Source organism: Amycolatopsis sp. MEPSY49 (genome assembly GCF_051337345.1).
GTDB lineage: Bacteria > Actinomycetota > Actinomycetes > Mycobacteriales > Pseudonocardiaceae > Amycolatopsis.
In genome coordinates this window covers 524,833-546,478 of record NZ_JBDLYJ010000004.1, presented here as the reverse complement: position 1 = coordinate 546,478, position 21,646 = coordinate 524,833, and the positions used below count along the sequence as shown (strand labels likewise).

The 21,646-nt window shown below is 72.4% G+C and carries 16 protein-coding genes; 12 read left to right on the top strand and 4 right to left on the bottom strand.

What is annotated here, in order from left to right:
• Positions 1 to 57: 57 nt before the first annotated feature.
• Positions 58 to 237: a DUF7455 domain-containing protein gene (locus ABFJ78_RS22025; RefSeq protein WP_436388219.1), complete on the bottom strand. Its 180-nt coding sequence runs from the start codon at positions 235 to 237 to the stop codon at positions 58 to 60.
• A gap of 341 nt (positions 238 to 578) precedes the next feature.
• Between ABFJ78_RS22025 and ABFJ78_RS22020 the strand changes: the two genes are divergently transcribed.
• The 4 genes from ABFJ78_RS22020 to ABFJ78_RS22005 are packed head-to-tail and all read left to right on the top strand — an operon-like array spanning position 579 to position 3,952.
• A complete protein-coding gene (locus ABFJ78_RS22020) occupies positions 579 to 1,385 on the top strand; it encodes an EamA family transporter (protein ID WP_436388218.1) in 807 nt (268 codons plus the stop codon).
• Positions 1,382 to 1,804 carry a hypothetical protein gene (locus ABFJ78_RS22015; RefSeq protein WP_436388217.1) on the top strand — a complete coding sequence of 141 codons (423 nt, stop codon included), beginning with the start codon at positions 1,382 to 1,384 and terminating at the stop codon, positions 1,802 to 1,804. Before ABFJ78_RS22020 ends, ABFJ78_RS22015 begins: the two co-directional genes overlap by 4 nt.
• Positions 1,801 to 3,153: a glutamine synthetase gene (locus ABFJ78_RS22010; RefSeq protein WP_436388216.1), complete on the top strand. Its 1,353-nt coding sequence runs from the start codon at positions 1,801 to 1,803 to the stop codon at positions 3,151 to 3,153. Before ABFJ78_RS22015 ends, ABFJ78_RS22010 begins: the two co-directional genes overlap by 4 nt.
• A gap of 16 nt (positions 3,154 to 3,169) precedes the next feature.
• Positions 3,170 to 3,952, top strand: coding sequence for a DUF6885 family protein (locus ABFJ78_RS22005; protein WP_436388215.1), 783 nt, complete (start codon positions 3,170 to 3,172; stop codon positions 3,950 to 3,952).
• Here ABFJ78_RS22005 and ABFJ78_RS22000 read toward each other — a convergent pair.
• The 3 genes from ABFJ78_RS22000 to ABFJ78_RS21990 form a co-directional block, all read right to left on the bottom strand.
• A complete protein-coding gene (locus ABFJ78_RS22000; protein ID WP_436388430.1) occupies positions 3,930 to 5,369 on the bottom strand; it encodes an amino acid permease in 1,440 nt (479 codons plus the stop codon). The two genes, ABFJ78_RS22005 and ABFJ78_RS22000, sit on opposite strands and share 23 nt — an antisense overlap.
• A gap of 41 nt (positions 5,370 to 5,410) precedes the next feature.
• Entirely contained in the window at positions 5,411 to 6,076 is a 666-nt protein-coding gene (locus ABFJ78_RS21995) for a response regulator (protein WP_436388214.1), read from the bottom strand.
• A gap of 748 nt (positions 6,077 to 6,824) precedes the next feature.
• Positions 6,825 to 8,009 (bottom strand): histidine kinase, encoded by a 1,185-nt coding sequence (locus ABFJ78_RS21990; RefSeq protein WP_436388213.1) that lies wholly within the window; start codon positions 8,007 to 8,009, stop codon positions 6,825 to 6,827.
• A 109-nt stretch (positions 8,010 to 8,118) separates the two neighbouring features.
• Between ABFJ78_RS21990 and ABFJ78_RS21985 the strand changes: the two genes are divergently transcribed.
• From ABFJ78_RS21985 to ABFJ78_RS21950, 8 genes are all read left to right on the top strand, one after another.
• A complete protein-coding gene (locus tag ABFJ78_RS21985) occupies positions 8,119 to 8,691 on the top strand; it encodes a hypothetical protein (protein ID WP_436388212.1) in 573 nt (190 codons plus the stop codon).
• On the top strand, positions 8,688 to 8,888 hold the full coding sequence (locus ABFJ78_RS21980) for a hypothetical protein (protein WP_436388211.1): 201 nt from the start codon (positions 8,688 to 8,690) through the stop codon (positions 8,886 to 8,888). The genes ABFJ78_RS21985 and ABFJ78_RS21980 overlap by 4 nt, the downstream gene beginning before the upstream one ends.
• Positions 8,889 to 9,009: 121 nt before the next feature.
• Positions 9,010 to 10,968 (top strand): 4-alpha-glucanotransferase, encoded by a 1,959-nt coding sequence (malQ, locus tag ABFJ78_RS21975; protein ID WP_436388210.1) that lies wholly within the window; start codon positions 9,010 to 9,012, stop codon positions 10,966 to 10,968.
• A gap of 93 nt (positions 10,969 to 11,061) precedes the next feature.
• Positions 11,062 to 13,182: a glycogen debranching protein GlgX gene (gene glgX / locus ABFJ78_RS21970; protein WP_436388209.1), complete on the top strand. Its 2,121-nt coding sequence runs from the start codon at positions 11,062 to 11,064 to the stop codon at positions 13,180 to 13,182.
• Positions 13,179 to 15,455 carry a malto-oligosyltrehalose synthase gene (treY, locus tag ABFJ78_RS21965; protein ID WP_436388208.1) on the top strand — a complete coding sequence of 759 codons (2,277 nt, stop codon included), beginning with the start codon at positions 13,179 to 13,181 and terminating at the stop codon, positions 15,453 to 15,455. Before glgX (ABFJ78_RS21970) ends, treY begins: the two co-directional genes overlap by 4 nt.
• Positions 15,452 to 17,173 (top strand): malto-oligosyltrehalose trehalohydrolase, encoded by a 1,722-nt coding sequence (gene treZ, locus ABFJ78_RS21960; RefSeq protein ID WP_436388207.1) that lies wholly within the window; start codon positions 15,452 to 15,454, stop codon positions 17,171 to 17,173. Before treY ends, treZ begins: the two co-directional genes overlap by 4 nt.
• Before the next feature lie 52 nt (positions 17,174 to 17,225).
• On the top strand, positions 17,226 to 19,361 hold the full coding sequence (gene glgX / locus ABFJ78_RS21955; RefSeq protein ID WP_436388206.1) for a glycogen debranching protein GlgX: 2,136 nt from the start codon (positions 17,226 to 17,228) through the stop codon (positions 19,359 to 19,361).
• 293 nt (positions 19,362 to 19,654) lie between these two features.
• The gene (locus ABFJ78_RS21950; RefSeq protein ID WP_436388205.1) at positions 19,655 to 21,637 is read left to right on the top strand and encodes an alpha-1,4-glucan--maltose-1-phosphate maltosyltransferase; all 1,983 of its coding nucleotides are present in this window, start codon (positions 19,655 to 19,657) and stop codon (positions 21,635 to 21,637) included.
• Positions 21,638 to 21,646 lie beyond the last annotated feature (9 nt).

Below are 21,646 nucleotides of genomic sequence, written 5' to 3'. Positions count from 1 at the left end.
AGATGCAGAAAGGCGGCCGGTGCCTGTGCGCACCGACCGCCTTTCGCGTCTGTGTGGTTACCGCTGGATGTCGGCGGACAGTTCCTTGAGCTTGGCCTCGTGCGCGCGGGCGTGGTGCCCGCAGAAGAGCAGTTCGCCGCCTCCGGAGAGGACAGCGCGTACCTGAGCTGCTGCTCCGCACCGGTCACAGCGGTCGGCGGCGGTCAGTTCGGGGCGGGTGAGCGTCGGCGTTGTCATGGGGGTCTCCCTCCGTCCCGGCACCGGTTGCCCGGTGCCATCGATCCAGCTACGCCCACTTCGGAACACTGCCGGTGGCGGCGATCGCCTTCGGCTCCGCGGTGTTCGTGCTTCCACTCTTCCAGACGTTTCGCGGCTCGCAAGTGTTCCCGCGCCGGTGGGACCTGAGTCACGCCGATTTACCCCGGATGCCGTAACCGCGTCCCGCAATGCAGGAGACGAATACCCGGAGAGTTACGTTTTCCGTGGTCAGGCACCATGGGGTGGTGAGTACGGTGACTTCGCCTCGAAGGGTTTCCGGGGTACCCGCTCCGCTCTTGTTCGTTCTCAGCGGAATTTCCATGTACGCGGGCGCGGCCATCGCGGTCGACCTTTTCGGCCACGCGACCCCGGCGGGGGTGGCGTGGCTTCGTTGTCTCGGGGCGGCGGTGGTGTTGCTGGCGTGGCGCCGCCCGGGGAGGGCGGCGTGGCGCGGCCGCGGGCTGTGGCTGGCGATCGCGTTCGGCGTGGTGACGGCGGGCATGAACGTGCTCTTCTACGAGGCGATCGCGCGCCTCCCGCTGGGCACGGTGGTGGCGATGGAGTTCGCGGGCCCGGTCCTGGTGGCGGCGTTCGGGACGCGCTCGCTGCGGGACGTGCTGGCGGTGGGCCTGGTGGCGTGCGGCGTGGTGGCGATAGCGGACGTCCAGTTGTCGGGATCGGTCCTGGGGGTGCTGTTCGCCCTGGGCGCGGCGGCGGCTTGGGCCGGGTACATCGTGCTGGGCAAGCGGGTGGCTTCGTCGTCTTCCTCGGGTTTGGACAGCCTGGCGATCGGCTTCACGGCGGCGACGGTGGTGCTGTCGCCGTTGGCGATCGGGACGGGCTCGGTGTGGTCTTCGCCACGGATGCTGCTGCTGGGGATCGGGGTGGGGGTGTTGTCGACGGTGGTGCCGTACGCGCTGGACCAGGTCGTTTTGCGGCGGTTGGGGCAGGCGCGGTTTGCCGTGTTGCTGGCTTTGCTGCCGGTGACCGCGGGGGTGATGGGGTTCGTGTTGCTGGGGCAGGTGCCCTCGGTGCCGGAGGCTGTGGGGACGTTGGCTGTGGTGGCGGGGGTTGCGCTGCGGAGCCGGGAGGAGTCCGCGGGGCCCGCGCCGGAGCCACCGGGATGAGGCAACCCGCCGACTTCCGGGAGTGCCTGCTGGGCGTGGTCGGGGACGCCGAGCGGTCGGCGCTCAACGCCGTGGGCCTGCACGTCGGGTCCGTCGTCGGGCAGCTGCAAGCCTCCCTGCGCGCCCGCCGGACCGCGCTCGCCCACCCGAGCCGTCCGCCGCGCTCGTCGCGGAACGGACGAAACCACGGTGAAGCAGCCCTGCCGCTGTTCGCCGCCGGGGTGCTGCCGGCCGGCCGCGCGTCGGCGACGGCCACCGGCCCGCCGCGGAGTTGTCCACAGCCCGCCCGTGATGTGGACTACCCGGCCCGCCACCCCCTTTTCCCGCGCCTGTCGTCGGACCCTCCCGATACGCTGAAGCGGGGCTCGTCCCCCGGGATGGGCGGGGTCTGGTCGGGCCGGAGGAGGCGGGTGCCATGACCAAAGCGGCGTCGGCGGCGGCGAAGGACTTCGCGGCCGCCGGAGTGGGTGGCGTGCACCTCGCCTGGGCGGACAACAACGGCATCCCGCGCTCGCGGATCGTCCCCGTCGCCGGGCTTGCCGAGGCCGCCACCCGGGGTGTCGGGGCCACCTCGCTCTTCGCCGTCTTCGACAGCCACGACGCCATCACCTACGGCCACGCCGGCCTCGGCACACCCTCCGGCGACATCCGGCTCGTGCCCGTCGTCGAGCGGCTGCGGCGGCTCGCCGGGCAGCCCGCGCTCGCCTGGGCGCCCGTGCGGCAGGTCACCCAGAGCGGCGACCCCTGGCCGTACTGCCAGCGGGCCGTCCTCGAAGCGCAGGTCGCCGAGGGCGCGCGGCGCGGGCTGGAGTTCCGGGCCGGTTATGAGCTCGAGTTCGCCGTCGCGCCCGCGGGCAGCGCCGACGTCGTCACCTCGCCCGGGCACCCCGGGCCCGCCTACAGCCCGCACGCCCTCGTCGGGCTCGACGGCTTCGTCGCCGCCCTGCTGCACGACTTCGCCGCCAACGGCCTGCGGATCGGCCAGCTGCACGCCGAGTACGGCGTCGCCCAGCTCGAGCTCTCGCTCGCCGCCACCGATCCCGTCTCCGCCGCCGACGACCAGCTCCTCGCCCGCCAGACCATCCACGCCGCCGCCCGGACGCACGGCCTCGTCGCCAGCTTCGCGCCGCTGATCGGGCTCGGCGCCGCCGGCAACGGCTGGCACCTGCACACCTCCGTCCGCCGCAAGGGCCGCAATCTCCTCGAGACCGGCGGTGACGGCAAACCGGGCGACGGCGGCTACCTCGCCGGGCTCCTGCGCGACCTCCCGGCGCTGACCGCGATCACCGCGCCGAGCGTCCCGTCGACCCTGCGGCTGCGTCCCGGCTACTTCGCGGGCGCGTACGCCTTCTGGGGCGTCGAGAACCGCGAAGCACCGCTGCGGTACGTCCCGGGCTCGCCGCTGCTGGGCGCCGACCACGCGAACGTCGAGCTCAAGACGTCGGACGCCTCCGCCAACCCCTACCTCGCGCTGGCCGTCGTGCTCGCCGCCGGGATGGCCGGCATCGAAGACGCGGCCGCGCTGCCCGACCCGATCGCCGAGGACCCCGGCGGCTGGACCGAAGGCGAACGCGAGACGCGCGGCGTGCGCCGGCTGCCTGCCGACACCGCCGAACAGGACGCCGCGCTGCTCGCTTCGCCCCGGATCGCCGGCGTGCTCGGCGAGGACCTCCTGGGTGCCTTCCGCGCGGTCCGGGCGTCCGACGCGGCGTGGGCGGCCGAGCGGAGCGTCGAGGAAATCGTCGCCGCACACCTGTGGCGCTATTGAGGACCTGAGGGGACCGATGTCTTCGGGGATCGACGGCGGGCAGCTCGACCTGTCCGGGGTGCGGTGGCTGCCGGGCGGCGCCCGGCTGGCCGCAGTGGCCCAGGCGGAGCTGCCGCAGAAGGACGGCCTGGCCGCGGCGTTCTGCGGCCTCGCGGCGCTGCGCGCGGCCGGGCTCGACGTGCCCGACCAGGACGCCGTCGCGGTGGCCGCGGGCACCGTCCGGGGGCCGGTCGTGCGCCCGCCGGGCGAGGTGGGGCGGCCGGGCTTCCGCCTGCCGGTGCCGCGGGTCGACGACCCGGCCGCCGCGGGAACGCGGGTTTCCGGGCTGGCCACGGCGATCGGCGCGCTGTCCGGTGGCGCCCTCGCGGCCGTGCCGGTGACGGGGGAGTGGACCACCGAGCGGCTCTTCGACCTGCTGGCCGGCCTCTGGGACGTCCCGCGCGTCGCGGTGATCGCCCGGATCGACGCCGCCGAGCTCGGCGCCCACGACACCCCGGAACGCGCGCTGCTCGACTACCTCGACACCGGCGTCCCACCACTGTGGACGTCACGCTGGCGCCCACCCGGCGGCCACTTCGTGCTCGTGGCGGGTATCCGCATCGGCGCCGAAGGGACCCTGCTGTCCGTTGTGGACACTTATCCGTCCTTCGGGGACAACGGGATCCACGACCAGCCCGTCGAGTGGATGACGGCGGCGCTGGCCGGGCTGGGCGTGCTGGTGGTCGTCGACGCGGACCAGGTGACGGCGACGCGCGAGGCGGTCCGCGTCGCCGGTCTCAGTCCGTCCTACTGGGACTGACTTCCGCGCCGGTCGCGAAGCGGGAATGCCTGCGGCCGTAGGCGAAGTAGATCACCAGGCCGATCGCCAGCCACACGGCGAACCGGATCCAGGTCAGCACGTTCAGGTTGAGCATCAGGTACAGGCAGGCCAGCGCCGCCAGGATCGGGACCACCGGCGAGAACGGCACGGAGAACGGCCGCTCCAGGTCGGGACGGCGGCGGCGCAGCACCGGGACCGCCACCGCGACGATGATCATGGCCGACAGCGCGCCGATGCTGACCATGTCCGCCAGCTCGGAGATCGGGATGAACGCGGCCAGCACGGCGATCAGCGCGGCGCCGCCGATGGTCATCCGGTGCGGGGTGCCCCACTTCGGATGCGCGGTGCCGAGCGCCTTCGGCAGCAGGCCGTCGCGGCCCATCGCGAAGCCGATGCGGCCGATCGTCACCAGCTCGACCATCATCACCGACGTCAGGCCGGTCACCGCGCCGAGGGAGATGAGCGCGCCGACCCAGTGCTGGCCGACCCGGTCGAACGCGTCGGCCAGCGGCGCGCCCGTGTCGATGTCGGTGAACGGGATCATGCCGGTCAGCACGATCGACACGCCGATGTAGAGCAGCGCGCACACGCCGAGCGCGCCGAGGATGCCGACGCGGAGGTCCTTGCGCGGGTTGAGCGTCTCCTCGCCGAGGTTCGCGAGCGCCTCGAAACCGGTGTAGGCGAAGAACACGATCGCGGCGGCGGTGACCATGCCGGCGATGCCGTAGACCGACTGCTCCAGGCCGAGCGCGGCCTGCACGATCGGCTGCTCCAGCACCGTCGACCCGTTCGCGGGCGCCTGGGCCGGCGGGATGAACGGCGTCAGGTTCGCGCCCTTGACGAAGAACAGGCCGACCGCCAGCACCAGCACGCACACGGCGACCTTCACGCAGACGAGCAGGTTGGTCAGCCAGGCCGACTCCTTGATGCCCAGCACGGCGACGACGGTCAGCACGGCGATGATCAGCACCGCGCCGACGTTGACCTTCGCGTCCTCGCCGAACCACTCCGGCGACAGGCCGAGCAGGTTCGCCAGGTAGCCGGACCAGCCGCGCGACACCACGGCGGCGCCGAGCGCGAACTCCAGCAGCAGGTCCCAGCCGATGATCCAGGCGAAGACCTCGCCGAGGGTGGCGAAGGCGTAGGTGTAGGCGCTGCCGGCGGTCGGCACGCTGGAAGCGAGCTCGGCGTAACAGAGCGCCGCGAGGCCGGCGACGATAGCGCCGAGCACGAACGACAGCGTCACCGACGGCCCGGCGTGGGTCTTCGCCTCGACGCCGGCGAGGGTGAAGATGCCGGTGCCGATGATGATCCCCACGCCGAACCCGACCAGGTCGCGCCCGCGCAGCCGCCGCTTGAGCTCCCCGGAGTCCTGGCGCTTCAGGACGTCGTCCACGTTCAAGGTTCTCCGCACACCCATGAGGAGAAGTTAGAAGGTCACGGGGGTTCCCGCAGATCGGCGGCGGCGAGGCCGTTCTCCTGGGCGATGATCGCCGCCTGGACGCGGGAGCGCAGGTCCAGTTTGGTCAGGACGCGGGAGACGTGCGTCTTCACCGTCGTCTCGCCGATGTACAGCCGGGTGGCGATCTGGGCGTTGGACAGGCCGGCGCCGAGGCAGCCGAGCACCTCGCGTTCGCGCTCGGTGAGGGTGTCGAGGCCGTGCGGGACGGGCGCCGGCCCTCGCCCGGCGGCATATGCGGTGATCAGCCGCCGCGTGACCTCGGGGGCGAGGACGCCTTCTCCGGCCGCCACGCGCTTGACGGCCTCGATCAGCCGGGGCGCCTCGACCGACTTGAGCAGGAAGCCGGCCGCGCCCGCCTGGAGCGCGCCGTCGACGTACTCGTCGAGGTCGAAGGTGGTGAGCACGAGGACTTCGGACAGCCCTTCGGCGAGCAGCTGGCGGGTGGCGGTGATGCCGTCGGTGCCCGGCATGCGGACGTCCATGAGCGTGACGTCGGGTCGGAGGGCACGGGCTTGCCGCACGGCGGCGGCGCCGTCCGCGGCTTGGCCGACGACCCGGACGCCCTCGGCGTTGTCCAGGATCATGGCGAGGCCGTCGCGGATGGCGGTGTGGTCGTCGGCCACGAGCACGGTGATGGTCATCGGGTGGTGCCTGCCGCAGGTTCGGGGTCGAGGAGCCGACGTTGGCTGGTGGGGCCGTGGGGCAGGTCGTGGGTATGCCGCGCGGCCGCGGTGCCGACGGTGGTCATCCGGTGGGGCTTGCCGGGGGTTCGGCGCGGGTCGGCCGGCGTTGGCAGGTGGGTGCGCGGGGCCGGGTGCGGGCTTGCCAATCGGGGGTGCTGCCGGTGTCGGCTGCGTGTGTGGTGGAGGTTGTCGGTGGTGGGCTCGGTTGGGTCCAGGGGCGGGTTTCGTCGGAGGGGCCGGTGGTCGGCGGGCTGGCTTGCCGCTCGGCGGCGCTGCCCGCGTCGGTCACGAGGACGGTGATGGTCGTCGTGGGTAGGGCCGACTGGCGGCTTTCGTTGGAGGGTCTGGTGGTCAGCGGGCCGGTTCGCGGTTCGGGGGCGCTGCCGGTGTCGGCCACGAGGACGGTGATGGTCGTCGGTGGTGGGTTCGGTTGGGCCCACTGGCGGGTTTCGCTGGAGGGGCCGGTGGTGCGGGCTTGCCGCTCGGCGGCGCAACAGGCGTCGGCCACGAGGACCGGGATGGTCTCCGGGTGGCGCCTGTCGGGGGCTCGGTGCGGAGCATCCGGCGTCGGCCGGACGGGGTCGGTCGGTGGTGTGTGAGCTCAGGCTGGGCTCGCCGAGGGCTCGATGCGAGGCCAGCCGGCCCTGGCCGGTGGAGTCGTCGGTGCGGATGCGGGCGTGGTTGCCGGCCACCAGCTCGGTGATCGTCATCGCGGCGCGCCTTCGGTCGGGCCCACCGGAAGCTCCGCGCGGACCAGCCAACCTTCACCCGACGGGCCGGCCGTCAGCGTGCCGCCCACCGCGTCCGCCCTTTCGCGCATGTTCAGCAAACCCGTCCCGGAGCCGTCGGCCGGAGCGGGCGGGTGGTGGACCTCGTTGTGGATCTTGACCTCCAAGACGCCGTCGAAGTGCCTGATGTCCACGTCGACCTGGCCGCCCGGCGCGTGCTTCACCGCGTTCGTCAACGCCTCCTGGGCGATCCGGTACGCCGTCAGGTCGACCGCCGTCGGCAGCGGGACCTGCTTGTCCACAGTGGACTCGACCGTCACCTCCAGGCCGCTCGCCCGGGCCGACTCGACCAGCCGGGACAGCTCGGCCAGCCGGGCGGGCGCCGTCGTCTCCGCGCTCGCGCCCTCGGCCTTCAGCAGCCCGATCATCGCCCGCATCTCCGCCAGCGCGCTGACACTGTTCTCCCGCACCGACTCCAGCACCCTCTTCGCCAGCTTCGCGTCCGACAGCGACAACGCCGCCTCCGACTGGATCGCGATGGCCGAGAGGTGCCCGGCGATCACGTCGTGCAGGTCGCGCGCCATCCGGCCGCGCTCGGCGGCCACCGCCGCCCGGCGGTCCAGCTCCGCGATCTTCGCCAGCTGCGCCGCGTTCGCCCGCTCCGCGTCCGCGATGTCGCGCTGCTGGCGGATGTTCGCCGCCCACCACACCGGGGTCAGGACGAACGGCAGCGTGCTCACCGCGGCCAGCACCGCCGTGCGCCACTCCTGGCCGAGCAGCAGCACCCCGGCCAGCACGGTCACCACCGACAGCGCCGCGACGCCGATCATCACCCGGCTCGTGCGCCGCGAGCCGTACAGCGTCGCCGCGTACAGGAAGTCCGTGTAGATGATCACCACCGGCAGCGACGGGCTCAGCCGGATGTCGACCGCCAGCACCACCGTCGCCAGCAGCAGCGCGCCCGGCACCCACCGGCGGAGCAGCTCCAGACCGCACAGCGCGGTCAGCTCCAGCAGCCGCACCCACAGGGGCGCGTGGTCGTACGCGGTCAGCAGCCGGTGGATGCCGGCCGCGTAGACCAGGACGCCGGCCACCCACGTGGTCAGCGCGATCACCGCGTCCTGCTGCCACGCCGGCCGTGAGCGGAGGCGGAGGAAGGACATGTGACCATCCCAGCACACGGGGTGAGGAGAGCGCGTCCTACGAAGTGATGACCCCCGGTCGTGCTTTCCGACGACGCGCCCGAGCCGGTCCGGGCGCGAGCCTGGAAACGTGAACGAGATCGGGAAGTTCCTCGCGGAGAATCCGACGGCCGCCGTGATCGCGGCGGGCGAAATCGGGTTCTGGGTGCTGATCGCGGCCGGGCTCGCGGTGCGGTACCTGCTGCGCGCCCGGCGCGCCTCCATGATCCTGCTGGCCATGGTGCCGCTGATCGACGTCGTGGTGCTGGCGGCGACCGTGGTCGACCTGGCCGGTGGGGCGAAGGCGAACTTCACCCACGGCCTGGCCGCCGTGTACCTGGGGTTCAGCGTCGTGTTCGGGCCGAGCATGGTCCGGTGGGCGGACGTGCGGTTCGCGCACCGGTTCGCCCACGGGCCGCCACCGCCGCCCAAACGGCAGGGGAGGGAGAAAACACAGCACGAGTGGCGCGAGTTCGGGAAGTGCCTGCTCGCCTGCGGGCTCGCGGCCGTGGCCCTGCTGGCGGCGATCTTCGCCATCGGCAACCCGGAGCAGACCGGGCCGTTGTGGGAGTGGTTCCCGCGGCTGGGCACCGTCACGGCGATCTGGTTCGTCACCGGCCCGCTCTGGCAGGAGCTGGCCGGCCGGGCGGAGGTGCGGTCGTGATCGAGCTGCTCGGGATCCTGCTGGTCGTCCAGGGCGCCGGCGGCCTGCTCAACCGGCTGCTGGAGGCGGACTCGCCGAGCTGGTTCGTCCAGCTGCACCTGCTGCCGGCGTCGCTGCACGTCGCGGCCAGCGTCGTGATGGTCCTGGCCGGCGCGGCGGTGCTGGTGGCGACCCGGCGGCCCAAGAGGCGGGGGTGACGTCGAGCCGTGTCGATCGGGGCTTCGCCCCAGGCCGAGGGCTCCGCCCCGGGCCGAGGGCTCCGCCACCCGGACCCCCGAAAAGCGGGCGTGCGGATGGCGGGAACGGCCCGGCACCGGAATGCTGGTCCCCGTGCCCGACGAGATCCCCACCAGCGCCCTGCACCAGCTCGCCGACCGCCACGGCGTCGCCACCCGGTACGAGAACGCCGACCAGGAATGGGTCGAAGTCGAAGACGACGTCGTCGTCGCCGTACTGGGACAGTTCGGGGTCGACGCCTCCAGCGACGCCGCCATCGCCGAAGCACTGGCGGCGCGGGCCCCCGACGAGCTACCGCCGACGATCGTGCTGAAGGAGGGCACCGGACGGCCGCTGCCCGGCGACGCCGAAGTGATCTTGGAGGACGGGACGCACCGCCCAGTCCACGGCGCGCTGCCGGACGACCTGCCGCTGGGCTGGCACCGGGTGGTCACCGACGGGCAGGACGTCGTGCTCGCCGTCGTGCCCGCGAAGCTGCCGGACGTCCCGCCCGCCTGGGGCTGGATGCTGCAGCTCTACGCCCTGCACTCGACCGGGTCGTGGGGCATCGGCGACTACGCCGACCTCGCCACCTTCGCCGCCCGCTCGGCCTCGGAGCTGGACGCCGGCGTCCTGCTGGTCAACCCCGTGCAGGCCTTCAGCCCGGCTCACCCGGTCGAACGGTCGCCGTACTCGCCCGCGAGCCGGCGCTTCGCCAACCCGATCTACCTGCGCGTCACGGCCACCGAGACGTTCGAGCGGGCCGACGCGGCGACGCGGGAGGCGGTCGAGTCGCTGGTCCCGGACCGGGACGGCGAGCTCATCGACTACGACAAGGTCTGGACGGCGAAGCGCGCCGCCCTCGAGCTGCTGTGGCCGCACCGCGTCGAAGAGCTGCCCGAAGACCAGGACCTGCTGGACTTCGCCCTCTTCTGCGCCCTCGCCGAACAGCACGGCGCCGACTGGCGGGACTGGCCCGAGGCCCTGCGCGACCCGGCCGGCCCCGAAGTCGAGAAGGCCCGCGAGGAGCTGAAGGAGCGCGTCGGCTTCCACGCGTGGCTGCAGCACCTCTGCCGGACGCAGCTGGAGACGGCGCGAAAACGAGCCCGCGAGGCCGGGATGACCGTCGGGATCGTGCACGACCTGCCGGTCGGCGTGCACCCCGGCGGGGCCGATACCTGGGCGGTGCGGGACGTCTTCGCCGCCGACGTCCGCGTCGGCGCGCCGCCGGACGCCTTCAACCAGCAGGGCCAGGACTGGAACCTGCCGCCGTGGCGGCCGGACCGGCTGGCCGCGGCCGGGTACGCGCCGTTCCGGGACGTCATCCGCGGCGTGCTGCGGTACGCCGACGGCATCCGCGTCGACCACATCGCCGGCCTCTGGCGGCTCTGGTGGATCCCGCCGGGCGAGCCGGCGCACCGCGGCACGTACGTCCACTACGACGCCGAGGCCATGGTCGGCGTGCTCGCGCTCGAGGCGCACCAGGCCGGGGCGGTCGTCGTGGGGGAGGACCTCGGCACGGTCGAGGAGACGGTCACCGAGACCATGCACGAGCGCGGCATGCTCAGCTCGGCCGTGCTGTGGTTCGAACGCGACTGGGACGCGCCGGGCAAGCCGTTCACGCGCCCGGACACCTGGGACCCGGAAGCCATGGCCAGCATCTCGACGCACGACCTGCCGACGGTCGCCGGCTGGCTGGCGGGCGAGCACGTCCGGGTCCGGGCCGAACTGGGCCTGCTGGACCGGGGCGTCGAAGCCGAGGAAGAAGCGGCCGCCGCCGAGCGGCAAGCCCTGCGGGAACTCCTTGCCCGCGAAGGGATTCCGGACGACGACATGGTCGTCGCCTTGCACAGTCTCCTCGCGCGGGCCGCGTCCCGGCTGGTGCTGACGTCGCCGGCGGACGTCGCGGGCCAGGTGCGGCAGCCGAATCTGCCCGGGACGGTCGACCAGTACCCTAACTGGCGGATTCCCCTTCCCGTCAGCGTCGACGGCTTCTTCACCGCGAAGGGGGTGCGCGCCGCGGTGGCGCCGCTGGCAGCAGCGCGTCCGTTGCCCGGGTAACGGGTACCCCCCGGCGTACGACCCCCGCAGTGATGCGCGTCCGCGAGCGCGGACGCGCCCGGTACAACCCTGTGAAAGCTCGAGGAGACACCAGTGCGGCCCTGGCCTGGAACGCCCTACCCGCTCGGCGCGACCTACGACGGAGTCGGGACGAACTTCGCCCTGTTCTCCGAGGTCGCCGAGCGGGTCGAACTGTGCCTGTTCGACGCCGAGGGCAACGAGACGCGCTACGCGCTCGAAGAGGTGGACGGCTTCGTCCACCACGGCTACCTGCTCAACGTCGGCCCGGGACAGCGGTACGGCTTCCGCGTGCACGGCCCGTACGACCCGGCCCGCGGCCTGCGCTGCAACCCGAACAAGCTGCTCATCGACCCGTACGCGAAGGCCGTCTCGCACGGCGTGAAATGGGACGAATCGCTGTTCGGCTACCAGTTCGCCAACCCGGAGGAGCGCAACGACGACGACTCCGCCGGCCGGGTGCCGTACTCGCTGGTCGCGAACCCGTTCTTCGACTGGGGCAACGACCGCCAGCCGAAGCGGCCGTACAACGAGACGGTCATCTACGAGGCCCACGTCAAGGGCATGACGGTGAACCACCCGTTCGTGCCGGAGGCGCTGCGGGGCACGTACGCCGGCCTGGCGCACCCCGCGGTCGTCGAGCACCTGCAGAAGCTCGGCGTGACGGCGGTGGAGCTGCTGCCGGTGCACCAGTTCGTCTCCGACCACGGGCTGGAGGAGAAGGGGCTCACGAACTACTGGGGCTACAACACGATCGGCTACTTCGCCCCGCACGACGCCTACGCCGCGATGCCCGGCGAGGGCGGTCAGGTCCAGGAGTTCAAGGGGATGGTGAAGGCCTTCCACGAGGCCGGCATCGAAGTGATCCTCGACGTGGTTTACAACCACACCGCCGAGGGCAACCACCTCGGGCCGACGTTGTCGATGCGGGGCATCGACAACGAGGCCTACTACCGGCTGGTGGAGGGGGAGCCCGAGTACTACATGGACTACACCGGCACCGGGAACTCCCTCAACGTGCGCAACCCGCACACGCTGCAGCTGATCATGGACTCGCTGCGGTACTGGGTGACGGAGATGCACGTCGACGGCTTCCGTTTCGACCTCGCCTCGGCGCTGGCGCGCGAGTTCTACGACGTCGACCGGCTGTCGACGTTCTTCGACCTCGTGCAGCAGGACCCGATCGTGAGCCAGGTGAAGCTGATCGCCGAGCCGTGGGACGTCGGCCCCGGTGGCTACCAGGTCGGCAACTTCCCGCCGCTGTGGACGGAGTGGAACGGGCAGTACCGCGACACCGTCCGCGACTTCTGGCGCGGCGAGCCCTCGACGCTGGGCGAGTTCGCGTCGCGGATCACCGGCTCGTCGGACCTCTACCAGGACGACGGCCGCCGCCCGTTCGCGTCGATCAACTTCGTCACCGCGCACGACGGCTTCACGTTGCGGGACCTGGTGTCCTACAACGAAAAGCACAACGAGGCCAACGGCGAGGACGGCCGCGACGGCGCCGACGACAACCGGTCGTGGAACTGCGGGGTCGAGGGCGAGACCGACGACCCGGAGGTCAACGAGCTGCGCGCCCGCCAGCAGCGCAACATGCTGGCGACGGTGATGCTGTCGCAGGGCGTGCCGATGATCCTGCACGGCGACGAGTTCGGCCGGACCCAGCAGGGCAACAACAACGTCTACTGCCAGGACTCCGAGCTGTCCTGGATGGACTGGGAGCTGGCCACCGAGCACGCCGACCTGGTCCGGTTCACCAGCGGGGTGAGCGCGTTCCGGCACCAGCACCCCGTGTTCCGCCGCCGCCGGTTCTTCCAGGGCGGCCCGGTCGGCAAGGGCGACAAGCTCGGCGACATCGCCTGGTTCACCCCGGCCGGCGAGGAGATGACCGAGCAGAACTGGGACGACGGCTTCGGCAAGGCGGTCGTCGTCTTCCTCAACGGCCAGGCCATCCCGGACCTCGACCCGCGCGGGATGCACGTCGAGGACGACTCGTTCCTGCTCGCGTTCAACGCGCACTACGAGGACATCGACGCCAAGCTCCCGGGCAACGGCTACGGCCAGGCCTGGACCGTCGTGATCGACACCGCGGCCGGCGAAGTCGAGCCCCACGACGCGAAACCCATCGAAGGGGGCGGGCAGCTCACCCTGCCCGCCCGGTCCCTGATCGTGCTGCAGCGGACGGAGCCCGCATGACGGTGCCGGAGTCGACCTACCGGGTGCAGCTGCGCCCGGAGTTCCCGTTCGGCGACGCCGCCGGCATCGCCGGCTACCTGCGCGACCTGGGCATCGGCGCGCTCTACGCGTCGCCGGTGCTGGACGCGGCACCCGGCTCGACGCACGGCTACGACGTCGTCGACCCGACGCGCGCGCGGCCCGAGCTGGGCGGCGAGTCGGCCCGGGCCGAGCTCAGCGCGCTGCTGAAGGAGCTCGGGCTCGGCTTCGTGGTCGACATCGTGCCGAACCACATGTCGGTCGAGGTGCCGAAGGCCAACAAGTGGTGGTGGGACGTGCTCGAGCACGGCCGCGACTCGGAGTACGCGGCGTTCTTCGACATCGACTGGGAGCGCGGCCCGCTCCTGCTGCCCGTGCTCGGTGACGACGACGCCATCGCGCAGCTGAAAGTCGAGGACGGCGAGCTGGCCTACTACGACCACCGCTTCCCGATCGCGCCCGGCACCGAAGGCGGGACGCCGCAGGAGGTCCACGAGCGCCAGCACTACCGCCTGATCGGCTGGCGCCGCGGCAACGCGGAGCTGGGCTACCGCCGGTTCTTCGACATCACGAACCTGGCCGCGGTCCGCGTCGAAGACCCGAAGGTGTTCGCCGAGACGCACGGCGAAGTGCTGCGCTGGGTCGCCGACGGCGACGTCACCGGCCTGCGCGTCGACCACCCGGACGGCCTCGCCGACCCCGGCGGCTACTTCCGGCGGCTGCGGGAGAACGCGCCGAACGCGTGGATCGTCGCGGAGAAGATCCTGCACCCGGGCGAGCCGCTGCCGCAGAGCTGGCCGGTCGACGGCACCACCGGCTACGACGCCCTGCGCGAGATCGCCGGCGTCTTCGTCGACCCGGCGGGCGAGCCCGGTTTCACCGAGCTGGCCACCGAACTGGGCGTGAAGACCGGCTACCACCGCGTCGAAGCCGAGGCCCGGCGGCTGGTCACCGACCGCATCCTCGTCGCCGAGGTCCGGCGGATCGCCGCGCTGCTGCGCGGGGTGGACCAGGACGCGGCGCGCGAGGCCGTCGCCGAGACCATGATCGCGTTCCCCGTCTACCGCTCCTACCTGCCCGAAGGCGCGGCGCACTGGGCGGCCGCGATCGCCGGGGCGCGGCAAGCCCGGCCCGACCTCGGCGCCGCGCTGGACACCCTCGACGCGCAGGTCCGCGCCGAGCCGGACGGCGAGCTGGCCACCCGGCTGCAGCAGACGTCCGGCATGGTCGTGGCCAAGGGCACCGAGGACACGACGTTCTACCGCTACACCCGCTTCGCCGCGCTCAACGAGGTCGGCGGCAACCCGGACCGGTTCGGCCTGGCCGTCGAGGAGTTCCACCGCCTGGCGGCCGCGCGCGAAGCCGGGCACCCGGCCGCGATGACGACGCTGACCACGCACGACACCAAGCGCTCGGAGGACACCCGCGCGCGGATGGCCGTGCTGGCGGAGCTGCCCGGCGAGTTCGCCGACGCCGTCCGCCGGTGGACCGTGCGCCGCGGGATCGCCGAGCCGGCGCTGAACCTCCTCGCCTGGCAGACACTGGTTTCGACCTGGCCGATCGAGCCGGACCGGCTGCGGGACTACCTCGACAAGGCGGCCAAGGAGGCCAAGCTCCGGACCAGCTGGACCGACCACGACGAGACGTTCGAGGCCGACGTCGCCGCGTGGCCGGCGGACGTCATGGGCGACGCCGAGCTGGCCGCGGACGTCGAAGCGTTCGTCGCGCGGATCGAGCGGCCCGGCTACGTGAACTCGCTCGGCCAGAAGCTGGTCCAGCTGACCGCGCCCGGCGTCCCCGACGTCTACCAGGGCACCGAGCTGTGGGACTTCTCGCTGGTCGACCCGGACAACCGCCGTCCGGTCGACTACGCGGTCCGCCGCGAGATCCTGGCGCGGATCGCCGACGGCGAGCAACCGGAGATCGACGCGTCCGGCGCGGCGAAGCTGCTGGTCGTGCACAAGGCGCTGCGGTTGCGCCGCGAGCACCCGGCGCTGTTCCGCGGCTACCGGCCGCTGCGGGCCGAGGGGCCCGCGGCGGAGCACGTCCTGGCCTTCACGCGGTCCGCGGACCTGGCTGTCGCGGTCACCCGGCTGCCGATCGGCCTCGAGGCCGGCGGCGGCTGGCGCGGCACCGTGCTGCCGCTGCCCGACGGCGTCTGGACCGACGTCCTGACCGGCCGCGACGCGACTTCGGACGTGGCCACGTTGTTCGACCGGTACCCCGTCGCGTTGCTGGTGCGAGGAGACGCATGAGGTTCAGCGTGTGGGCGCCGTCCGCCGGGCGGGTCCGGGTGAGCGTCGACGCCGGCGTCCACGAGATGACCGCCGGCGACGGCGGCTGGTGGCACGCCGAAGCCGACGGCCTCAACTACGCCTTCCTGCTCGACGACGACGAGAAGCCGCTGCCCGACCCGCGGTCGCGGTGGCAGCCCCACGGCGTCCACGCGGAGTCGCGCGTCTACGACCACGCCGAGTTCGAGTGGACGGACGACGCGTGGCACGGCCGCCAGCTGCCCGGCGCGGTCCTCTACGAGCTGCACATCGGGACGTTCACCGAGGGCGGCACGTTCGACGCGGCGATCGACCGGCTCGACCACCTCGTCGACCTCGGCATCACCCACGTCGAGCTGCTGCCGGTCAACTCCTTCGACGGCACCGCGGGCTGGGGCTACGACGGCGTGCTCTGGGGCGCGGTCCACGAGCCCTACGGCGGGCCCGACGGCTTCAAGCGGTTCGTCGACGCGGCGCACGCGCGCGGGCTGGCCGTCGTGCTCGACGTCGTCTACAACCACCTCGGTCCGTCCGGGGCCTACCTCGACCGGTTCGGGCCGTACTTCGCCGGGCAGAACGACTGGGGTCCCGGCCTGAACCTCGACGGTGCCGGCTCGGACGAGGTCCGCCGGTACGTGATCGACAACGCGCTGAGCTGGTTCCGCGACTTCCACGTCGACGCGCTGCGCCTGGACGCGGTGCACGCGCTGCTCGACCGGCGCGCGGTCCACCTGCTCGAACAGCTCGCCACCGAGACCGAGGCGCTGTCGGCGGCGCTGAACCGGCCGCTGACGCTGATCGCCGAGTCCGACCTGAACGACCCGCGGCTGGTGACGCCCCGCGAGCGCGGCGGGTACGGCCTGCACGCCCAGTGGTCGGACGACTTCCACCACGCCCTGCACGTCAAGCTCACCGGCGAGACGTCCGGCTACTACACGGACTTCGCCGCGCAGGACGCCGTCGAGCGGGTCCTGCGCGAGGTGTTCTTCCACGCCGGCACCTGGTCGTCGTTCCGGGAGCGGACCCACGGCCGCCCGGTGGACACCCGGACCGTGCCCGGCCACCGCTTCCTCGCCTACCTGCAGAACCACGACCAGATCGGCAACCGCGCGACCGGCGACCGGCTGTCCGCGACGGTGTCGGAGGGCCGGCTGGCCTGCGGCGCGGCGATCCTGTTCTGCTCGCCGTTCACGCCGATGGTGTTCATGGGGGAGGAGTGGGCGGCGAGCACGCCGTGGCAGTTCTTCGCCTCCTTCCCGGACCCGGAGCTGGCCGAGGCCGTCCGCACCGGCCGGCGTCGCGAGTTCGCCCGGCACGGCTGGGGCGAGTCCGAGGTGCCCGACCCGATGGACCCGGCGACGGTCGACCGCTCGCGGCTCGACTGGGCCGAGGCCGAGCGGCCCGGTCACCGGGAGGTGCTGGACCTGTACCGCGCGTTGATCCGGCTGCGCCGCGAGCACCCCGAGCTGGCGAGCCCCTGGACGGCCGACGTGCGCGTCGACGCCGCGCCGGACGGCTCCTGGCTCGTGCTGCACCGCGGCGCGCTGCGGCTGGCCGTCAACTTCGGCGAGGGTCCGGTCACGCTCCCGCTCGGGGCCACGACGTCCCTGCTGACCTGGGCGGAAGCCACTGTGGACGGGGGCGCCGCGCAGCTGCCGCCGGACACCTTCGTCCTCGTCGAAACGGCGGCGGCCCGGTAACCGTCCCGGTATAGGGGCGCGGCCGACGGGCATGATCTGGGACGATTCAGGAATGGCCACACGACCCTCGACCCAGCACGTCCGCGCCGGACGCCCGTTCCCGCTCGGGGCCCACCCCGAGGCGGGCGGGGTCCGGTTCGCGATCACCTCCGCCGTCGCGGACGCGGTCGACCTGTGCCTGATCGACGCCGACGGGTCGGAACGCCGGATCGCGCTCACCGAGCGCACGTTCGGCGTCTGGCACGGCCTGGTGCCCGGGGTGACGCCGGGGCAGCGCTACGGCTACCGGATCCACGGCCCGTACGACCCGGCCCGCGGCCTGCGCTGCAACCCGCACAAGCTGCTCGTCGACCCCTACGCCCGGCAGATCACCGGCGGCCTCACCGACCTGGGCGCGGCCCAGGGCTTCACCGGCGACCCCGAGCGCGGCCCGATGTCCACAGTGGACTCCCTGGGCAGCGTGCCGCTGTCGGTGGTGTCCTCGCCCGGCGGGCCGGACACCGGGGTCAAGCCGGAGGTCCCGTTCGAAGAGGCGGTGATCTACGAGCTGCACGTCAAGGGGTTCACCCAGCAGCACCCGTTCATCCCGGAGGCGCTGCGCGGCACCTACCTCGGCCTGGCCCACCCGGTGGCCATCGAGTACCTGACCCGGCTCGGCGTCACGTCGGTGGAGCTGCTGCCGGTGCACTCGTTCCTCGACGAGCCGTCGCTGGTGCGGGCCGGGCGGCACAACTACTGGGGGTACTCGCCGCTCGGCTTCTTCGCGCCGCACGCGGCCTACGCCAGCGAGCCCGGCCACGAGGTCGAGGAGTTCCGGCTGATGGTGGCCGCGCTGCACGCCGCCGGCATCGAGGTGATCGTCGACGTCGTGTTCAACCACACCTGCGAAGGCGGGCCGGACGGGCCGACGCTGAGCTTCCGCGGGCTGAACGCGCCCGCGTACTACCTGCACACCGACCGCGGGCACATGGCCGACATCACCGGCTGCGGCAACACCCTGGAGGCGGGCTCGCCGACGGTGGTCCGGCTGGTCACCGACTCGCTGCGGTACTGGACGCAGGAGCTGGGCGTCGACGGCTTCCGGTTCGACCTGGCCAGCACGCTCGGCCGGGCCCGCGGCGGCCCGTTCGACCCCGCGTCGACGCTGCTCACCGCGATCACCGCAGACCCGGTGCTCTCGCGCTGCAAGCTCATCGCCGAGCCGTGGGACGCCACCGGCGAGGGCTACCGCGTCGGCGGCTTCGGTGCCCAGTGGGCGGAGTGGAACGGCCGCTACCGCGACACCGTGCGTGACTTCTGGCGCGGCGCGACCGGTGTCCGCGACCTCGCCTACCGGCTGTCCGGTTCGTCGGACCTGTACGACCACAACCTGCGCCGGCCGTGGCAGTCGATCAACTTCGTCACCGCCCACGACGGCTTCACGCTGCGGGACCTGGTGTCCTACAACGAAAAGCACAACGAGGCCAACGGCGAGGACAACCGCGACGGCGGCAACGACAACCGCTCGTGGAACCACGGCGCCGAGGGCGACACCGCCGACCCCGGGATCCGTCAGCTGCGCGCGCGGCAGGTGCGGAACATGTTCGCGACGCTGCTGCTGTCCACCGGCACCCCGATGATCACCGCGGGCGACGAGTTCTGGCGGACCCAGGGCGGCAACAACAACGCGTACTGCCTCGACGACGAGACGTCCTGGTTGGACTGGACCCCGGAAGACCCTGAGGCCGAGGCCATGTTGACCTTCGCCCGCCGGGTCGTGCGGCTGCGGGCGAACAGCCCGGCGCTGCGGCAGCCGGAGTTCTTCGAGGGCCGGACGACGCCGACCGGCCAGCCGGACCTGGTCTGGTTCCGCCCGGACGGCGAAGAGTTCGGCGAGACCGACTGGTTCGAGGACCGGCACACGCTCGGCATGTGGATCGACGGCTCGAACAGCCAGGCCCGCAACCGTGACGGCGAGCTGGTGCCCGACCACTCGTGGCTGCTGTGGCTGCACGCGGGCGACGAGCCGGCCGAGGTGGTGCTGCCGGGCCGCGAGTACGGCGAGACGTTCAAGCCGACGCTCGACACGAGCACCGCCGACGGCAGCCCGGCCAACCCCGGGACGCTGGAGGCCAAGAGCCGGGTGACGCTGCAGTCGCGGTCGTTGCTCCTCCTGCGCGCCCCCCGCCTGGCGCCCGACGCCCCCTGACCCCTCCTCGCACTTTCACGTGAAAGTGCGAGGCCCAGGTCGCCGCTTTCACGTGAAAGCTCCGCGTTCGTCCATTCGGGTACGGGTGTTCAACGTTCGGGTCCGCGTGTCGGCCCGCCGCCCGGGCGCGCGATCTTAACGTCCCGGTCATCCGCCGGAAATTCGTTGCGGGGAAAGCGTTTCGCCCGCCGCCGCGTGGGTACACCGAAGACAACCCTGCCTCCCAGGCGCTTGATCGAGTCAGGCAGACTGGCGTCGCCTGCGTCCAACCGACACACCGAGGGGCGTTGCCCATGACCGGCCGGCTCGGCATCGACGACGTCTCCCCCAACGTGAGCTGCGGCCGGTATCCGGCCAAAGCCGTTGTGGGGGAACACATCCCGGTCACCGCGACCGTCTGGCGGGAGGGCCACGACGCCGTCGCGGCGACCGTCGCCTGGCGCGGTCCCGGCGACCGGCTCACCCGCCAGACGCGGATGGTGCCGCGCGGTCCGGACCATCCCGACTCCTTCGCCGCGGTGATCGTCCCGGACACCACCGGCCTGTGGACCTACCGGATCGACGCGTGGGGCGACCCCTGGGCGACGTGGGAGCACGCCGTCGAGGTGAAGGTCGCGGCCGGGCAGGGGCCCGAGGACCTCGCGAACGACCTCGAGAACGGCGCCCGGCTGCTGGAGCGCGTCTCGCGCCGCCCCGACCGCCGCGCCGAGAAAGCGCTTTTGACCGGCGCGGTGGCGGCGTTGCGCGACGAAGGGCGCGCCCTCGCCGAGCGCGTCGGGCCCGCGCTCTCGCCCGAGGTCCGCCAGCTCATGCGCGAGTTCCCCGTGCGCGAGCTGATCACCAAGGGCAAGCCGCACAAGGTCTGGGTCGACCGCCGCCGGGCCGCGTTCGGCTCCTGGTACGAGCTGTTCCCCCGCTCCACCGGCGGCCTCGACGCCGAGGGCAAGCCGGTGCACGGCACCTTCACCACCGCCGCGGCCGCGCTCGACCGGGTCGCGAAGATGGGTTTCGACGTCGTCTACCTGCCGCCGATCCACCCGATCGGGCGGGTCAACCGCAAGGGCCCCAACAACACCCTCGACGCGAAGCCCGACGACGTCGGCTCGCCGTGGGCCATCGGCGCCGACGAGGGCGGGCACGACGCGATCCACCCCGATCTCGGCACCTTCGAGGACTTCGACGCCTTCGTCGCCCGGTCCGAAGAGCTCGGCATGGAGGTCGCGCTCGACTTCGCGCTGCAGGCCGCGCCCGACCACCCGTGGGTCCTGAAGAACCCGGAGTTCTTCACCACCCGCCCGGACGGTTCGATCGCCTACGCCGAGAACCCGCCGAAGAAGTACCAGGACATCTACCCGATCAACTTCGACAACGACCCCAAGGCCGTCTACGAGGAGATGCTGCGGGTCATCACGGTCTGGATCGACCACGGGGTCAAGATCTTCCGGGTCGACAACCCGCACACCAAGCCGCCGGACTTCTGGGCCTGGCTGATCCAGTCGGTCAAGGACGCCCACCCGGACGTGCTGTTCCTGGCCGAGGCGTTCACCCGCCCGGCGCGGCTGTGGGGCCTGGCCCGGCTGGGCTTCACCCAGAGCTACACGTACTTCACGTGGCGGACGGGCAAGCAGGAACTGATCGACTTCGCCATCGACCTGCGCGAGCACTGGAACGAGGGCCGGCCGAACCTGTTCGTCAACACCCCGGACATCCTCCACGAGTCGCTGCAGCGCGGCGGGCCCGGCATGTTCGCGCTGCGGGCGGCGCTCGCGGCGACGATCTCGCCGACGTGGGGCGTCTACTCCGGGTACGAGCTGTTCGAGCACGTCCCGGTCCGCGACGGCAGCGAGGAGTACCTCGACTCCGAGAAGTACCAGCTGCGCCCGCGCGACTTCGAGCGCGCGCTCGCCGAAGGCCGCTCGCTGGAGCCGTGGATCGCGAAGCTGAACGCCGTCCGCCGCGCGCACCCGGCGCTGCAGCAGATGCGCACCCTGCACTTCCACCACGTCGACAACGACGCGCTGCTGGCCTACTCCAAACAGGACCCGGCCACCGGCGACACCGTGGTCACCGTCGTGACGCTCGACCCGTACGGGCCCCAGGAGGGCACGCTCTGGCTCGACACCGGGGCGCTCGGGTTCGAGGCGCACGAGCGGCTGATCGCCCACGACGAGGTCACCGGCGACACCTGGGACTGGGGTCAGGCGAACTTCGTCCGGCTCGAACCCTGGCGGGCCGTGGCGCACGTCGTGTCGGTGAGACGCCGGCTGGCCGGCTGAAGCGGAAGG

Coding starts and splice junctions, on each gene's coding strand:
- ABFJ78_RS22020 (WP_436388218.1), top strand. CDS start 579: ATGTACGCGGGCGCGGCCATCGCGGTCGACCTTTTCGGCCACGCGACC.
- ABFJ78_RS22015 (WP_436388217.1), top strand. CDS start 1,382: ATGAGGCAACCCGCCGACTTCCGGGAGTGCCTGCTGGGCGTGGTCGGG.
- treZ (WP_436388207.1), top strand. CDS start 15,452: ATGAGGTTCAGCGTGTGGGCGCCGTCCGCCGGGCGGGTCCGGGTGAGC.
- malQ (WP_436388210.1), top strand. CDS start 9,010: ATGCTGGTCCCCGTGCCCGACGAGATCCCCACCAGCGCCCTGCACCAG.
- ABFJ78_RS21950 (WP_436388205.1), top strand. CDS start 19,655: ATGACCGGCCGGCTCGGCATCGACGACGTCTCCCCCAACGTGAGCTGC.
- ABFJ78_RS22005 (WP_436388215.1), top strand. CDS start 3,170: ATGTCTTCGGGGATCGACGGCGGGCAGCTCGACCTGTCCGGGGTGCGG.
- ABFJ78_RS22010 (WP_436388216.1), top strand. CDS start 1,801: ATGACCAAAGCGGCGTCGGCGGCGGCGAAGGACTTCGCGGCCGCCGGA.
- glgX (WP_436388206.1), top strand. CDS start 17,226: ATGGCCACACGACCCTCGACCCAGCACGTCCGCGCCGGACGCCCGTTC.
- ABFJ78_RS22025 (WP_436388219.1), bottom strand. CDS start 237: ATGACAACGCCGACGCTCACCCGCCCCGAACTGACCGCCGCCGACCGC.
- ABFJ78_RS21990 (WP_436388213.1), bottom strand. CDS start 8,009: ATGTCCTTCCTCCGCCTCCGCTCACGGCCGGCGTGGCAGCAGGACGCG.
- treY (WP_436388208.1), top strand. CDS start 13,179: ATGACGGTGCCGGAGTCGACCTACCGGGTGCAGCTGCGCCCGGAGTTC.
- ABFJ78_RS21995 (WP_436388214.1), bottom strand. CDS start 6,076: ATGACCATCACCGTGCTCGTGGCCGACGACCACACCGCCATCCGCGAC.